General features: G+C 61.5%; 11 protein-coding genes and 1 riboswitch. Of the genes, 7 read left to right on the top strand and 4 right to left on the bottom strand.

Annotated elements, in window-relative coordinates; genetic code table 11:
- The first annotated feature begins 160 nt into the window (after nt 1-160).
- Nucleotides 161-3634, top strand: coding sequence for a sulfite exporter TauE/SafE family protein (locus EDC35_RS09825; protein ID WP_132977066.1), 3474 nt, complete (start codon nt 161-163; stop codon nt 3632-3634).
- A gap of 27 nt (nt 3635-3661) precedes the next feature.
- Here EDC35_RS09825 and EDC35_RS09820 read toward each other — a convergent pair whose 3' ends face one another.
- Nucleotides 3662-4975: an MFS transporter gene (locus EDC35_RS09820; protein WP_132977065.1), complete on the bottom strand. Its 1314-nt coding sequence runs from the start codon at nt 4973-4975 to the stop codon at nt 3662-3664.
- Nucleotides 4976-5374: 399 nt separating this feature from the next.
- Here EDC35_RS09820 and EDC35_RS09815 point away from each other — a divergent pair, with 399 nt between their 5' ends.
- Together EDC35_RS09815 and EDC35_RS09810 are read left to right on the top strand one after the other, a co-directional pair.
- Nucleotides 5375-6121, top strand: coding sequence for a peptidylprolyl isomerase (locus EDC35_RS09815; protein ID WP_165903395.1), 747 nt, complete (start codon nt 5375-5377; stop codon nt 6119-6121).
- A gap of 190 nt (nt 6122-6311) precedes the next feature.
- Complete coding sequence (locus EDC35_RS09810; RefSeq protein WP_132977063.1) at nt 6312-8111, top strand: hypothetical protein; 1800 nt, start codon at nt 6312-6314, stop codon at nt 8109-8111.
- A 343-nt stretch (nt 8112-8454) separates the two neighbouring features.
- Here the strand turns inward: EDC35_RS09810 and metF are convergent, their stop codons facing one another.
- The 3 genes from metF to ahcY form a co-directional block, all read right to left on the bottom strand.
- Nucleotides 8455-9312 (bottom strand): methylenetetrahydrofolate reductase [NAD(P)H], encoded by an 858-nt coding sequence (metF, locus tag EDC35_RS09805; protein ID WP_132977062.1) that lies wholly within the window; start codon nt 9310-9312, stop codon nt 8455-8457.
- A gap of 49 nt (nt 9313-9361) precedes the next feature.
- Nucleotides 9362-9574, bottom strand: a complete 213-nt coding sequence (locus EDC35_RS09800) for a hypothetical protein (protein WP_243651582.1) — start codon at nt 9572-9574, stop codon at nt 9362-9364.
- Between the two features lie 461 nt (nt 9575-10035).
- A complete protein-coding gene (gene ahcY, locus EDC35_RS09795) occupies nt 10036-11442 on the bottom strand; it encodes an adenosylhomocysteinase (protein ID WP_132977061.1) in 1407 nt (468 codons plus the stop codon).
- A 21-nt stretch (nt 11443-11463) separates the two neighbouring features.
- Nucleotides 11464-11546: riboswitch (S-adenosyl-L-homocysteine riboswitch) on the bottom strand.
- Nucleotides 11547-11832: 286 nt separating this feature from the next.
- On the opposite strand from ahcY, the gene EDC35_RS09790 reads away from it, so the two are divergent.
- From EDC35_RS09790 to EDC35_RS09775, 4 genes are all read left to right on the top strand, one after another.
- Nucleotides 11833-13194 (top strand): TrpB-like pyridoxal phosphate-dependent enzyme, encoded by a 1362-nt coding sequence (locus EDC35_RS09790; RefSeq protein WP_132977060.1) that lies wholly within the window; start codon nt 11833-11835, stop codon nt 13192-13194.
- A 144-nt stretch (nt 13195-13338) separates the two neighbouring features.
- Complete coding sequence (locus EDC35_RS09785) at nt 13339-13701, top strand: hypothetical protein (protein ID WP_132977059.1); 363 nt, start codon at nt 13339-13341, stop codon at nt 13699-13701.
- 73 nt (nt 13702-13774) lie between these two features.
- Nucleotides 13775-14965, top strand: a complete 1191-nt coding sequence (locus EDC35_RS09780; protein ID WP_132977058.1) for a hypothetical protein — start codon at nt 13775-13777, stop codon at nt 14963-14965.
- A complete protein-coding gene (locus EDC35_RS09775) occupies nt 14962-16473 on the top strand; it encodes an ATP-binding cassette domain-containing protein (RefSeq protein WP_132977057.1) in 1512 nt (503 codons plus the stop codon). Before EDC35_RS09780 ends, EDC35_RS09775 begins: the two co-directional genes overlap by 4 nt.
- Nucleotides 16474-16536 lie beyond the last annotated feature (63 nt).

Here is a 16536-nt window from a genome sequence, read left to right as displayed (position 1 = left end):
GGTGCGGCAACCCTTGCCGCCACCTTCCGGAAACGCACCGAAGCGGCTGATTGTACTCCTGATCCTGACCGGGATCATCGTTGGTATCGCGCGTGATGTCCGGGCGCGTAACAGAGACTGATCGCCTTCACCAACCCCAGCGTCACGAGCCCACCGCCCCGTGTCTCCCCAGACCACCCTTGACGCCGAATCCGCCACCCGGCTGTTTCGCGCCTATATCTTCAAGCCTGCGGAAGGCGTTTTCCTCTTTCACCCGCGCGCCATGGAGCGACTGGTCGCCGAACATCTCGATGCGCAGGGCCAGGACAGTGCGGTGCCGGACCTGGTCTATTACCTGATGCCCTCCCCCGCCTTTCTGCGCGGCCTGGAGTCGGAAAACCCCGAGGCACTGATCGTCATCGAAGGGCTCAATCTGCCCGATCAGGTGATTTTGCTGCCGATGCCGGTCGAACAGCGTCTCGATCACGCCGCTTTCAACCGTCTGCTGCGGGATTACTGGGGGCGACGTTTCGAGGCCGAGGTCGCCCGTGCCTGGCAGATCGCCCGTGACGACGACCAGAACGACCATCGATTCGGCGCGGACGCGCTCTGCGAGCTGATCGGCTCTCCCGCCTTTGCCGAGGCGCGCGACATCCTGACGCGCGACGCGATCATCCCCGCCGGACTCGATGCGGCACTGGTCTGCCGGGCGTTTGTCGCGCGCGTGGTCCGCCTGCGTTATTTCAGTCCGGGCGCGCGCGGATTTTTTTTCCCCGCCATTTACGACTGGAATACATTCGATCAGTGGCTGACGGAAAGCGGGTTCGATCTGCCTCCACCCCGCCCCGGCAGTCGCCTGCCGCGCCTGCTGGAGCAGACCCGGCCCGACCGGCGCTGCGACCATCCCAGCCAGCCGCCATTCCTGCCGGGCGGTCTGACCTATGGCTATTCGGATCCCGACTTCGATCCCATGCAGACCCGTGTCATCCGCCAGGAACCACTGGTCACGCCGGAGCGAAACAGCGACGCGAATCCGGCGAACGCACCGCCGGAGGCATCGGCCATCATCGAGACGCGCTGTCTGGCGGCCTTGCGCCAGGGACTGCGGCAGCCCAGGAAGAACTGGCGTCTGCATCTGCACGAGACGCTGCTCGGCGTCTGGGCCTTCCTGCTTTATCCTCTGCTGTGGCTGCCGACACGCATCCGGCGGCGCGGCTCACCTCCCCCGCCAGCGCGTGGGCTGCGTCTGGATGTCGCGCTGATCCGTTTTCGTCAGGCGATCCGCACCGCCAGCCAAGCGGAACTCATCGACCATTACGCCATCAGCATTGACCAGTTGGCGAGGGCGCAGCGGCGCTTCGACGCCATGCATGAGCCCTGCGCCGCGACCATTGCCCAGATCACCGGCATTCTGACCCAGCGCCGACTCGGTGCCGAGGAGGCGCTCGCCAATCTGCTGGCGGCAAAATGGAAGCTCGGCCCGGAAAGCGCAACGGAACTGGCGGCACTGGTGGAGCGTCTGGGGGCTGACTGCCTCGATTCACGGCGCGCGCGCGCGGCGCGGAGCTTGCTGAGAAACCTGGAACAGGTGCTGCTGGAGAGTCGCACCACTTACTATCACCTGCGCCCCTTGCAGTGGATGTTCAGCCTGGGTCGGGTCAGGCTGCGTCAGATCCTGCCCGTTCAGGCCCATCTCAAGGCGCTGCGCGAACTCGATGTCGCCCTGAACCGGCTGGAACAGCTCGGCTGGTCCAGCCCGGATGTCGAACATTTCGGCCAACCGCTACAGGCGCTCTCGCAGCGTCTCACCGTTCAATTGGAGGCCGCGCTCAAGCCGCATCTCAAAGACGCACTTCAGACCTCGGGCTTCACGGCCGGCAGTCACCGCGAACGGGTTGCCGTCCACAAGCTGCTGCGCGAACTCCTGGACGTGATTCAGCGCCGTCGGCATCTGAAGTTCACCGATGTGCGCGACATCGTTGCCCGCAACAGTCTGAGGCTGCCGGATCTGGCGCCGCACGAGCTGCTGACGGGCGACCGCCTGGCCCATTTCGACCGCCGCGCCGCCCGTGCCCTGCCCGGCGTCTATCAGCCGGGCGAGATCTATATCAAAGGCTTGCAGCAGATCAGCGCGCCGCTCTTCGGCACCCCGATGGGCCGGCTGCTGCTGCGTCATCTGATCGTACCGGGCGGTCTGGCCTTTCTGGGACTCAAGACCATCGACGTACTGATCGGCCTGATCATCGAGGTCGATCCCGCTTTTCATCTGGCGAATTTGTGGCTAACCGGCAGTTGTATGCTGCTGATCAACGTCATCGCCTACACCCGGCTCGGACTGCTGACTGCCCGCGCCCTGCTGCGTGGATTCTGGTGGAGTCTGCGGCTGATCCTCTTCGATGGCGTGCGGCGGCTGTTGCGCTGGCGACCGGTCACGCATTTTCTGGAGACCAGTCTGGTGCGTGGTCTGGATCGCAACCTGCTGCGCCCCTTTCTGATTGGCGCACTGCTGATCCTGCCTTTACTCGGCCTTCTCAGCTTCATTGAGGGCGCCCTGGTCAAGCCCGATCTCTCGTTGCTGGCCTTCGCCCTGGCGCTCGGCGCGCTGGTGCGCAACACCGCTGCCGGGCGACGCCTGCTCGACGACAGCATCAGCGCCACCGGCCGTTTTCTGCGACACCTGAACCAGACCCTGGTCATTGGCTTCGTGCAGGAACTGATGGGGTTTTTCAAGGAAGTGAACCGGCGTTTCCAGCAGGGACTGCACCGGATCGAGGAATTATTGAGTCATCGGCTGGGCGAATCCAGGCTCGAACTGGCGCTGAAATCCATGCTGGCGCCGCTCTGGCGTATCCTGGAAGCCATCAGCCAGTTCTATGTCACGGTACTGGTTGAACCTCAGGTCAATCCCATCAAGCACTTTCCGCTGGTTACCATCGCGCACAAGCTGATGCTGCCCTTCTTTCCGCTCATCACCAGTCTGATGATCACCCTGCTAGACCCCTTCTTACCCCGATGGATCGCCTATCCATTCATCACGATCACCATCCTGCTGCTGCCGGGTCTGGCCGGCTTTCTGGTGTGGGAACTCAAGGAGAACTGGAAGCTCTACGCCGCCAATCATCCGGCATCCGTCGAGCCCGCCATTGTCGGCAGTCACGGCGAGACCATGCGCGGCATGCTGCGCCGGGGCTTCCACAGTGGCACCCTGCCCAAGGCATTCGACCGGCTCCGGCGCGTGCTGGGCCAGCAGATTCGCGACGGCGCCCAACACCCGTCGCGCCTGCGTGAGGTACAGCGGCATCTGGCCGAGATCGAGCGGACCATCTGCGTCTTCTGTGACCGGGAGCTCACCTATGCGCTGCACCAGCGCGGCAAGGATCCGGTCTGCGCACTGAGCCGGGTCGAGACACGGCGTCCGCGTCTCGCCACCAACTCCTTTGAACTCACGCTGGATCTCTATACCCCGGCAGCGGTCAACCCCGGACCGATCGAGATTCGTCTCTGTATCTGTCTCATGGAACCCGACGACCTGCACCTGCGGATCAGGATCGCCGGCCCGCGAGACAACCTGCACGCAAGCTGCTGGGAGCTTGTTCGTGAAGACATTGAGGTGTTTGGCAGACGCGCTGGCGCCACTCAGATCCTGTTCAACTGAAGCGCCGCCTTGCGACGCTCCTCAGTGTCAGCGCCCCCGGATGACAGGCGGCCTGACCGGGTATCTGACACGGACATAGACGCTGGCGATACCGAGCAGGATGTTGACGATCCCGACCAGCACGAAGGGCGCGCGCGGATCGATGCGGTCGAACAGATGACCGCCCACAAGCGTGATCAGCAGGATGCCGATGGCCCCGGCAACATTGAAGGCACCGAGAATCGAGCCGCGCTGCGCGGGCGGAGCCTCCTGTCCGATCAGCGATTGACCGCCAAGAAAGACGCTGATCTGACCGATACCGAGCAGGATGAAAAAGATCAGTCCATGACTGGCAAGCGGATCGTCGAGCAGCAGCAGCGCCAGATTGCCGAGCGCCGCCAGTCCCATGCAGATCGCCAGTGCGGACACCCGGTCGATACGGTCGAGCAGCGGGCCGAGGATCGGCGCCCACACCAGCGCCGCGATCTGGGCGATGACGAAGATGAAGGTGCCGCTCATCACCGCCGCTGCCGGCTCCAGCCCCGCCGCCTTGCCGGCAAGCGTGCCCCAGAGAATCAGAAAGATGGCGTTGATCGACTGATCGCCGCGTGCGATGAAGGCCGCCGAATAGGCCAGCAGGATGCGCGGATTGCGCGCCTGCGAAAAACCGCCAACCAGCAGTTCGCGCACGCTGGGACGGTCTTCGTGACTGATCGGCAGGCCGGGCTTGAGTCCCCACCAGATGAAGAGCGCAACGGCCACCGAGAGCCCGGCGACGATGAAATGGGTCAGACGGCCGGCAGCGACCCCGTCGAAGCCCATACCGACCAGAACCTTGGGCACCGCGCCGAACCCCTGGCTGATGAAGACCACGCCCAGACCGCTCAGCAATCCCACCATCGCCACCAGCTTGCCGCGCGAGCGTTCGGCTGGGTAGTCGGCCAGCACGGTCGACAGACCGCCAGCGACCGCAACCACCCCCAGCGCATAGATGACGCGGTAGAGGTACAGCGCCTCAATGGACTCAGCCAGCGGATAGAGCACATAGGTGAGCGCCAGCAGGAAAAAACCCGCTACATAAACCGCACGGCGTCCGATCCGGTCCATCAGCACCCCGGCGGGCAGAAACAGCAGCAGGGTGACGACCTCGGTCAGAAATACGAGGTTGCCGCTGATGACGCCCTGCACCGACTCGGGAATGTGGAGGTGTTCGTTGAGGATATAGGTCTGGCCGATGGAGATGAAGACCATCAGCCCGATGGTGAAAAAGGCCGCGATCAGAAAGCTCCAGCCATGGCGCGGCAGCACGCCGGGCGCAAGATGGAGTGGGCCGATGCGGGCGGAATGGTCGAGGTCGGACATGGCGTGGGTCTCTGGCCGAGGGTGACGGATGAAGCGGTGTATTATTCCATCCGCCGCGCGGCGCGTCTCGACCGAAGCGACCCGTCATGCAGAAAAGGGTAGTGCCCTAATTCGTAGATGGTGATTGAGGGAGTCACCCTCTTGATGAGAGATGGAGCGGCTTCGTGGTCAATAGTCGCTCGGTTTGCATCCTACGGATTGGGGAACTACATTTCTTTTAACCGGTTGCGCATTCACTTTGGACCCCCAGCACGCAGGGCTAACGCAATGATTCGTTCCTTGAGACTGCAGCTTCTCGTCCTTGGCATGGGACTCGTAGTCCTCTTGGCGATTCCTGGCAGAGGACCAATGACAGCAGAGCCAGCCACTCCGGGATCGCCCTGCCCCGCAGGGGCTGGGGTGACCCCTTACCTCATTATGGAGACAGCAGCCGGGCGGATTGAGATCCGACTTGACCCACAGGCCGCACCAGCAGCCATCGAGCGATTCCTGTCGGTCGTACGCGGACCGGTCTTTAATGAGACCCTGTTCGGCAACAACGAGGTCGGTTACTACGATGGATTGACGTTTGCCTACACAAGGCCTCAGATTGAGATCAGAACGGCCGAACGTCAGCCCTCCGGGTTGATCCAAATCCCCGTCCAGATTGATGCTGAGTCCCTGGGTCTCCATGAGGATAAGATTGCAGACATCAATCAGGCCACGGATGTCATGCAGTTCGAGTTGCTGAAGGACTTCAGCAACTCCAAGGAGTCGGGTAAGCGTACTCCACAGCTCGACAATCTGGTTGCACACTGGTTCAACAAATTTGATGCCAAAAACTTGATCGGGGTCTCGCGCAAGGAGATCAATGAGGCCTTGGGCTATCTCTATACACCAGGCCTACCGTCGCGCCCCGTGAAACGGGGTGCAGTGGCATTGAAGCCCCTCTCGCCTAAGCTCGCGGGAATGGAGCTGACAATCGCCCTGAGTGACCTGGACGAACGAACCGGCCGATGGATGGTCATCGGAGAGGTGGTTACTGGCCTCAATCTGGCCGACAGCATTTCAACCCAGCCATTGAGGGAGCCTCCTCACGTCCGGTCCCGCACCTACATTCCTTACGAACCGGTCGTGATCGAATCGGCACGCGTCACCTGTCGGTGACACCTTGGCAAGCCGCATCGGCCATGCTTCCTTCGCCGGTTGTCATCCAGGTCGGCAGGAATGTGACTGGTAGTGAAAGGCTGCCTGTTTAGCGCCATTGACGTAATCGCTTTGCTAATAAAGGAGGTGTCACATTCCGAACAATGTCTGTCACGCCATGGGTTCCCGTCATTTACCCGGAGTCCGCGCAATGAATATTCTGACGCCTCGTATTCCAATTCGCAAACCACCCAACACTCGTCACCGGTCAATGGTCGTTGCCTGTTTTTTGGCTCTTGGAACGACATTCGGTGCCGTGTCCTTGGCAGTCAGCCAGGAGGCGCTCCCCCCCATTGACACACCCAAGGGTCTGGCCGCAGCGGTTGCGACACCCGGTTCAGACGCTCCGCTCCCATCGGAACCATTCGGTTATCCCGATGAACCTGTCGAAAGTGCGGCAGTCAAGACGAAAGGTGGCACCCCTGGTGGGGTGATCTTTCTGAAAGATATCCCCCGCGCCCTCACACCTGAGGTGTCGTATCCGCAGGTCATCCTCCAGGGCGAGCAACTGCAGCCTCTGACCGATGACCAGAGTCAGGACCCGACATCCCCCTTTTCGGTGATACCCACCGATCGCCCCTCGGCACCTCCCAAACTCGATCAGACCAATGCGCCCGGGGATGCCAAGGCACCAGGAGATTTGGTGGCTCAGTGGAAGGCAATCAGTAATACCGGCTGGATTCCGCCCGACACCGTCCACGCCGTCGGCCCTTCACATGTCATCGAGGCGGTGAATTCAGGCTTTGCTGTTTACAATAAGACGGGAGGCACGATCCAGGCCCATACGACCTACGACTCCTTCATGAACAAACCCTCTCCCTGGTCATCAGGGGCCTTCATGTATGATCCCAGGGTCATCTATGATCCCTGGCATAACCGTTTTCTGATGCTGATCCTGGGGCTCGACGAGACCAATCAGAAGTCCTACTTCTGGGTCGCCGTCTCGAAGACCTCGAACCCGACCCAGGGCTGGTGCCGCTGGCGGTGGGATTCGACCATCGGCTCAGGCAGCACGGCACAGTGGCTGGATTATGCGGGCCTGGGAGCGGACAAGTGGGGCGTCTATGTGACAGGGAATTACTTCCGCTTTGGTGGTTCATTCCAGACATCCATGATTCAGACCATCAACCCCGCTATTTTCACAGCCAACTGCGCGGGCGCCACCAACGGGGTGAAATGGACCGGACTGACCTGGCCCTCCGGCGGCTCGGCGTTTTCCCTGCAGCCTGCCCTTCCACACTCTGCGAGCTCGACCTCCAACACCTACTTCGTCAACACCTTCTCCGGCTCCGGGAACAGCATGCTGCTGTGGAAACTCGGGGGTAGCCGGACCAGCGCCGCCGCAGCCACTCTGAGCCGCAGTGCCATCGCGGTCCAGCAGTACTATGCCATCGGGAACAATGTGAAGCAGCCCGGCAGCTCAGTTCGGATCGATGGCGGCGACGCCCGGGTTATGAATGCGGTGTATTCGCAAGGCCGTGTCTTCACGACCCTCACCACCGATGTCAACAATAATGGAAACAGATCCGGATGGTTGACGGTCCGCCTGAACACCTCGAACAATTCGCGGGACTGGCAGCACCTGCTTTACGGCGGGAATGGCTTCTACTATTTCTACCCTGCCATCACCGTGCAGGGAGGAGGCTCTGCCAATGCCCACCTGGGGGTCTTCGGGGGTTGGACCGATGCGGAGACCGCCCAATCCGCAGCCACCAAGTACGGCTCTGGACTCGTCAAGATCTATGACAATCAGCCGGCGGCCACCACGGGACCCTTCCTCAATCTCGTCAATGGCCTAGGAGTTTACAATCGGGTTTCAAACGGCCGTAACCGTTGGGGTGATTACAGTGGCGCGGGCTATGACTGGTCGACGGGGAACCTCTGGGGTGCCTTCGAGTGGGCGGATACCGGAAACAAATGGGCGACGTCCATCAGTGCCCGGAAGTTCTGACGCGTAACAGAACGGTCCACATCCGGATACCCTCATGGGGCAAGATCTCGGGGCAGGAAGCCCCTGTTGCCCTGCCAGCGCGCTGTCACCGACCAATCAACGCTGGTAGTGCCCTAATTCGCAGGATGGTGATCAAGGGAGTCACCCTCTTGATGAGAGACGGAGCGGCTTCGTGGTCGATAGTCGCTCGGTTTGCATCCTACGGATTGGGGCACTACCCCCAGATCTACCCAGATAAAGAAAAAGCCGCCCCAAATCAGTGGGCGGCCTGTGAACAAGTAGGAGTGGATGATTTCGCGGGCCGGAGATTAGCAAGCCACAGCCGCGAAGGATTTGAAAATTCTCAATCGGACAATCCCAGCTCGCGCCACAGGGCCTGCACCGGCCCGGACTGATTCATGGTGTAAAAATGCAGACCGGGCGCGCCGCCGGCGAGCAGTTCGCGACAGAGCCGCTGCACCACCTCATGACCGAAGGCCCGGATGCTCTCGACATCGTCGCCGTAACCTTCCAGACGTCGGCGCACCCAGCGCGGGATCTCAGCGCCGCAGGTGTCCGAAAACCGCGCAAGCTGGGTGTAGTTGGTGATGGGCATGATGCCGGGGATGATCGGCACCTCGATTCCTTCTTTACGACAACTTTCGACGAAGGCGAAATAGGCGTCGGCATTGTAGAAATACTGCGTGATGGCGCCATCCGCGCCCGCCTCGACCTTGCGCTTGAAGTTCTCCAGATCGCGCGCCGGGCTGCCCGATTGCGGATGATATTCAGGATAGGCCGCCACCTCGATCTGAAAGGCATCGCCGAATTCCGCGCGGACGAAGCTCACCAAGTCATTGGCATAGCGGAAGTCGCCGCTGTTGCCCGCGCCCATGCCGGACGGCATGTCGCCGCGCAGCGCCACCAGACGCCGGATGCCCTGCCCCAGATACTGGTTCAGGATCTCGCGCACCTCGTCGCGACTGGAACCGATACAGGCCAGATGCGGCGCGGTCTCGATCCCCAGGCCGCGCAGCCAGGCGACGGTCTCGAAGGTGCCTTCGCGGGTTGAGCCGCCAGCGCCATAGGTCACGGAGAAATAAGCGGGGCCAAGCGCATTGAGCCTGGCAATCTCCAGCTTGAGCTTGTCCATGCCCTCGGGGGTTTTGGGGGGGAACAGCTCGACGCTGTAAAGTGGATTTGAAACAGGCGGAAATGACATGAATAGCGTTCCTGGAAGATGCGGCTTTGGCTGTCACAGCCTCAGCCATTCAAAGGCTCATGGCATGCTTCGCATCGCCAGCCTGCGCCAAGATCAATCGCGTTAAATTCATGCCGGAGGTCATTGGAGGCAGGGGCTTTGCGTCCTGTTTCAGGATGTCGATCCATTCATCGACAATCAGACAAAGCTCGTGATAAACCTGCTCCTCGTCGTCGCCATGACAGCAGGGCCAATGATTCCCGGACATTGCCCGATAAAACATTGGTCTTCTTCTGACCACTCGACGAGTTTGACGTAACAGGCACTTTCTTTCATGCGCGAATTGCCTTAGGCATGCCGAGTCATCGATTGGCGAGCGCGGTAATGGCGAACGGTCGATGCTTGAGACACAGCGTTCGCCGCGTGGCTAGTGCAGCAGTGCAGATGTTCCGAGACCATCTCCGATCATTGTCGTTGTCGTAATCGAAAATTTGCAAGCCGACGACAACGACAACGAACGGCCTCGGGATTTCTAAGGTGCTGCACACTAGTCGAGCTTAAACCACGTCCAGAACGAGAGGCTTAAGTTTCAGGCGAGTTTGCCGTTTGCCGCATTTATGGACCCTGCGGAGACGCGGTTTAAAATCTTTAATACCTTAAACCGCGCCAGCTCACATGGTCGTCAATGCTGACAAGGTCGATCCAGCCCAAAAACATCGCCTATCGCACTGGGCGCGGTTTAATTTAATACCGATAATGCTCCGCCTTATACGGCCCATCGACCGGCACGCCGATATAATCGGCCTGCGCCTGTGAGAGCCGGGTCAGCCTGACGCCGATCTTCTCCAGATGCAGCCGCGCCACATCTTCATCCAGATGTTTGGGCAGCACATAGACGCCAATCGGGTATTGCTCCGGCTTGGTGAAGATCTCGATCTGCGCCAGCACCTGATTGGTGAAGCTGTTGGACATCACGAAGCTCGGATGGCCGGTGCCACAGCCCAGGTTGACCAAACGCCCCTCGGCCAGCAGCGTGATGCGATGACCGTCCGGGAAAATGATCTGATCGACCTGCGGCTTGATGTTCACCCATTCGTACTGCTTCAGGCTGTAGACCTGGATCTCATTGTCGAAATGGCCGATATTGCAGACGATGGCCTGATCCTTCATCGCCGCCATGTGATCATGGGTGATGATGTCGGTATTGCCGGTGGTGGTGACGAAGATATCCGCCTGACCGACCACATCCTCCAGCAGCACCACGCGATAGCCTTCCATCGCCGCCTGGAGCGCACAGATCGGATCGATCTCGGTGATGTAGACGATGGCGCCCAGACCGCGCAGCGAGGCCGCCGAGCCCTTGCCAACGTCGCCGTAACCGCAGACCACGGCGACCTTGCCGGCAATCATGACATCGGTGGCACGCTTGATGGCGTCCACCAGCGATTCGCGGCAGCCGTAGAGGTTGTCGAACTTGGACTTGGTGACCGAGTCGTTGACGTTCATCGCCGGGAACAGCAGGGTGCCGCTCTTCGCCATCTCATAGAGACGGTGCACGCCCGTGGTCGTCTCCTCGGTCACGCCCTTGATGCCGGCGGCCATCTTGTGCCAGTGCTGGCGATCACGCTCGAAGGTGCGGCCCAACACGCCGAGAATGGCGGTCCATTCCTCGTTGTCGTCGGACTTGGGCGCGGGCACGGCCCCGGCCTTCTCGAACTCGACGCCCTTGTGGACCAACAGGGTCGCATCGCCGCCGTCATCGAGGATCATGTTCGGACCCTGGCCGTCGGGCCAGTTGATGACCTGCTCGGTGCACCACCAGTATTCCTCCAGCGTCTCGCCTTTCCAGGCAAAGACCGGAATCCCCGCAGCGGCGATGGCGGCGGCGGCATGATCCTGGGTCGAGAAGATGTTGCAGGAACACCAGCGCACCTGCGCGCCCAGTTCGACCAGGGTCTCGATCAGGACGGCGGTCTGGATCGTCATGTGCAGACTGCCGGTGATGCGCGCCCCGGCCAGTGGCCTGGAGGCGGCGTACTTGCGGCGGATCGCCATCAGACCCGGCATCTCGGTCTCGGCGATGGTCATTTCCTTGCGACCGAAATCGGCCAGTGACAGATCGGCAACCTTGTAATCGGTGAACTCACTCATGTGAATCAAACCTCGATAGAACGTGAGTGAGCGCCGTTGGAAAAATTGACCCCCATCGCCGAGCCTGGCCCGAATGGATTCGGGTCGCAACGCTCCTCGGCAGGGGGATTTGGAAGTCAGTTCGATTTTTTGATTATTATGAAGTCTTCGGCGGTTTGGGCAAACCGCCAGGATGCAGATGGCGCTCAGGATGTCTTTGGGGATAATGTTGCCGCCCCGGACGAGGTGTCAAGACCCGCTGCATCAGGAGCTGGACGCCGCGCTCGCCGTGATGCAAAAGCCGCAGGGATACAAGCGCCGCCTCAAAAGTGGCACACTTGCCCCAGACACCAGAGATCGGCTGGCGCTGGCCCGCCGATCATCCTTCCATCACCGAGGTTCGATGACAGCATGAAAGACGCGGTCAAATTCCTGCTCGACGAGCAACACCTTCCACGTTTCTGGTACAACATCAACGCGGATCTGCCCAAGCCGCTTGATCCGGTCCTGCATCCGGGCACCCAGCAGCCGATCACGCCGGACGAACTGGAAGTCATCTTCCCGCGTGCCGTCATTGAGCAGGAAATGAGCACCGAGCGCGAGATCGAGATCCCCGAGCCGGTGCGCGAGGTGCTGCGTCAGTGGCGCCCCGCCCCGCTTTACCGCGCGCGCCGTCTGGAACAGGCGCTCAAGACCCCGGCCAAAATTTTCTACAAATACGAAGGGGTCAGCCCCTCCGGCAGCCACAAGGCCAACACCGCTATCGCCCAGGCGTTTTACAACAAGGCCGAGGGCGTCAAACGCATCACCACCGAGACCGGCGCGGGCCAGTGGGGATCGTCGCTGGCGCTCGCAGGTTCCATGTTCGGGCTGGAGATCCTGGTCTACATGGTCAAGGTGAGCTTCAACCAGAAGCCGTATCGCCGCGCCTTCATGGAGACCTTCGGCGCCGAGTGCATCGCCAGTCCCAGCAACACCACTGAGTCGGGCCGCGCCATCCTCGCCGAACACCCGGACAGCACCGGCAGTCTGGGGATTGCCATCAGCGAGGCGGTCGAGCTGGCGGCGCAGCGCGATGACACCAAATATGCGCTCGGCAGTGTGCTCAACCATGTCCTGCTGCATCAGACCGTGATCGGACTGGAGGCACAGAAACAGATGGAGATGGCCGATGTCTATCCGGACATGGTCATCGGCTGCACCGGCGGCGGCAGTAACTTTGCCGGTATCGCCTTCCCCTTCCTTGGCGAGCAGTTGCGCGGCGGACGCAAGGTGCAGTGCATCGCGGTCGAGCCCTCGGCCTGCCCGACCCTGACCAAGGGCCGCTTCGCCTATGATTTCGGCGACACGGCGCATCTGACCCCGCTGTGCAGAATGTACACCCTCGGCTCAACCTTCGTCCCGCCCGGCTTCCATGCCGGCGGTCTGCGCTATCACGGCATGGCGCCCCAGGTCAGTCATCTGGCCGCGCTTGGTTACATCGATCCGCGTTCCTATAACCAGCTCGACTGTTTCGCCGCCGGCATCCAGTTCGCCAAGGCCGAGGGCATCATCCCGGCGCCCGAGGCCAATCATGCGGTCAAGGCAGCCATCCATGAGGCCGAAAAATGCCGCGAGACCGGCGAGGCCAAGACCATCCTCTTTAACCTGAGCGGTCACGGCAACTTCGACATGCAGGCCTATACCGATTATCTTGGCGGCAAGCTAAAAGATCTGGTCTATGCCGAGGATGAGGTAGCGATGGCGCTGGCTGGATTGCCATCCATCGGCTGATCGTCAGACCCTGCCAGGCCAGGAGCAAAGGAGATGTCAGATTCTCGCTGTCTGCGTCAACACCCGTGGCGAACACGCGTCGCGTTCGCCATGCTTCTGGCTGCGTCCGGCTGGATGTCTCTCGCGCCAGCTGATCCAACGGAGATGAAGACGCCAGCAATCACCCCGGAATCTGCCGCAGAGGCACCGCTGTCGGTCGCCCAGCTCCAGCTTCAACTGGATGAGCTCCGACTGCGCGTGCAGGGGATGGAAGGCAAGCTCAAGGATTCGGCTGCCGCGCGCAAAAGCGCCGATCAGGCGCGGATGGACGCCGAGCGCCGGCTCGCCGAAGGCGCACAGGAAAGCGACCAGTTGCGCCAGGCGCTGCTTGCGCGTGAGACGGAGGTCACGCGGCTTGGCGCCGAGTTGATGGCCGCGCGACAGGCGCATGCCGAACTGGTGGAGCGTCTGGCGGCGGCCCAGCGTGGCGATGACGCTCACCTGAACTGCACTGGCGGATCCCGATGAACTGGCATCGGGGATAACGCAGGCGATTTCATGAGAGCCAGAACCGACCACAGGCTGATGGATATCGATCTTGATGATTCAATTGGATAAGACGCCACAGAGCGGGGCGCGCCTGCGGCGACTGCCGTTACGGCGCTGGCGCAGTTTGCTGCCCGTCATGACCAGTCTCGCCCTGGTCGCCCTGGCGCTCTGGGCCGGTTTCAACGCCCTGCCATCGTCCAGAACGCTGCATCCGGTTTTTTCCACCCGCTTCGAGTCCGAGGCCAGTCTGGGGTACTGGAAGCATCGCTCGTCACTGGCCTTCGTGTTTGAAGCGGGACTGCATCCCCGCCAGTGCGGAACCGTTCAGATCGCCTCCGAGCACCAGGTTCTGCTCGCGCCCTATACCTCCGAAAAATGCCGCGATGCGCTGGCGTCAGCACGGATCGTCAGTGTGCAGCCCGCCGGTCTGCGACTGCTGTGGTCGCTGATGCCCAACAGCGACCGCGAGGCCATCGCGACCGAAGGCTGGGATCTCACGCAGCAGATCGCACGCCCCTTTGCCGAGGTGCTGGATTCGTCCTATTTCAAAGAGCACTACCGTGACGAGCTGTCGCGGACGGTTCAGGATGCCTTGCGCCAGACCTGGATGTCGCCCCGGATCCAGGTGTCCTGGCTGGATCTCGTCGGCGCGCTCGATCCCAGCTATACGGAGAGGCTGGTCAATGACCTCTGGCCGATCGCCGTCGAGAAAACCAAAACCGGCCTGATGAATACCGTGTCCGATCTTGGCAGCGCACTGCTTGGACAATCCGCTCAGACCCTGCCCGGCGCGCCTCCTCCGGGCTCGCTGACCGGTCGCATCTTCCAGGATCTGCTCGCGGATCAGCGCAGTCAGGCGCTGCTGTTCGAGACCTTTCTCAGGGTGTCGAGCGACCCCAAGGTCGTCTCCTTTGCGAATCTCTTCGCTACCGAAATACTGCTGGCGCTGATGGCCAATCCGCATCTGCCGGCGCTGGTGGACAAGGTGGCGACCGATCCACTGCTCCTGGCGCGCTGGCAGGGCAGCCGTTTCGATTTCGATTTTCTGACCCAGAAACTGCCGCGCAAGCTGCTGCGCTACCGGCACCCGCGCGATCACAACCCGCTGGTCGCCTTCCTGGTGCGCGGCATTCTGCTCGGGCATGACAACTATGTGGTTCTGCTCATGACCGACGAACAGGCGGCGGTGGCGGCCGCACAGGGCATCAGCACCGGCCTCCCGCTCCAGGCGACGACACCATGACCGATACCCCTTTAGTCCTTGAGGGTCTGCGGATCGCGACCCCGAGCGGACGTGTCCTGCTCAATGACGGCCATTTCGAGATGGCCGCTGGCGAACTGGTGCTGCTCATCGGCCCGAGCGGCAGCGGCAAATCGACCCTGGTGAATGCACTCAGCGGTCTGCTCGGCCGCGACGGCGCACGCTGGCAGCTCCGGGGCACCCTGACCCTCAAAGGGCAGGACTATGATCTGGCGCACGAGCGTTGCGACGCAGGCGGTCTGGTGTTTCAGGGCAATGCGCTCTTCGACGATCTGAGCGCGGCGCAGAATCTCGCCATCGCCATCGATCATGCCGGCCCGCCCGATCCCGGCCTGCCTGCGCGTCTCGCCGCGCTGCTACAGGATGTGGATCCGGACCAGAGTGTCGCCTCACTGAGCGGCGGCCAGCGCCAGCGCATCGCCATCGCCCGCACCGTGCTCTCGCGACGCCCGATCCTCCTGTTCGACGAACCCAATTCGGGACTGGATCCGCACGCCGCCCAGCGCCTCGGCGAACTCATCAAAGAATTGTGCCGCGAGATGAAGACCCCCGCGCTGGTGGTGGTGCATCATTTCGACGAACTGGTGCAGCTCGCCGACAAGGTCTTGATCCTGGATCCATTCAACCGCGCGCTGCATCAGATGCCGCCGGATCGCGCGCGCATTGAACGGACGCTGGCCGAGATTGGTGAGGCCATGGACACCCAGGAGGCGGTCGCCCGCGATCCGGCGCGCGCGATCCCGGTCTCCGCCTGGGAATCGCGAATGCGCAGCGCCTCCCGCTCACGCTGGTTTCTCTATTATCTGCTGGAATATTTCTGGGTGCTGACGGCCTCGCCGCTGACCCTGCTCTATGTACTGTCAGGGGCCGCCATCGTCAGTTTCGTCTCTGTCTGGTTCGGCTTCAACTACGACGTGCTGGGCGACTACATGCGCTCCTTCGTGCATGACGGCGCCCTGATGGGAATTGGCTTTCTCCTCACCACGCTCGCCGTGCCGCTCTTCTGCAATATCCTGATCGTCGCCCGCAACAATGCCATCATCACTGCCGACATTGGCAACCGGGTCTATTCGGCGCAGTTTCGCGCCATGCACAATCTGCATATCCCCGGACGCTTGTATCTGAGCGCCGCCATCACCCTGAACATGGTGCTGGGGGCGATTCTGATGCTGGCGCTGGCGACCGGTGTATCAGTCTGGTTCGCCCTTCAAACCTGGCAGATCCTGTTTCCTGATCAGCCGCTGGAACTCTGGCGCACCCATTTCTTTCGGATGTTCGTTCGGGATCCTGCCGTGCTGTGGGAAAATATCGGCTGGGTGCTGGCGAAAACCGTCATCGGCACCCTGCTCGCGTCAGCCGTCGCCATTCACGCCGGATTCGGCCAGAAAGGCTCGGTCATCGACATCAACCATGCCATCGCGCGTTCCATCGTCTATGGCGTCACCATCACCCTGCTCGTGCATGCGGGCATCGCCGTGTTGCAGCTATAACCGTCAGTGACCGGTTGTCACAGGTCAGTGTCTGTGAAGGCTGTTTTGACATTACCGCCCACA

The sequence above is a fragment of the Thiobaca trueperi genome, assembly GCF_004342175.1.
Taxonomy (GTDB): domain Bacteria; phylum Pseudomonadota; class Gammaproteobacteria; order Chromatiales; family Chromatiaceae; genus Thiobaca; species Thiobaca trueperi.
This window is presented reverse-complemented; position numbering and strand designations above follow the sequence as displayed.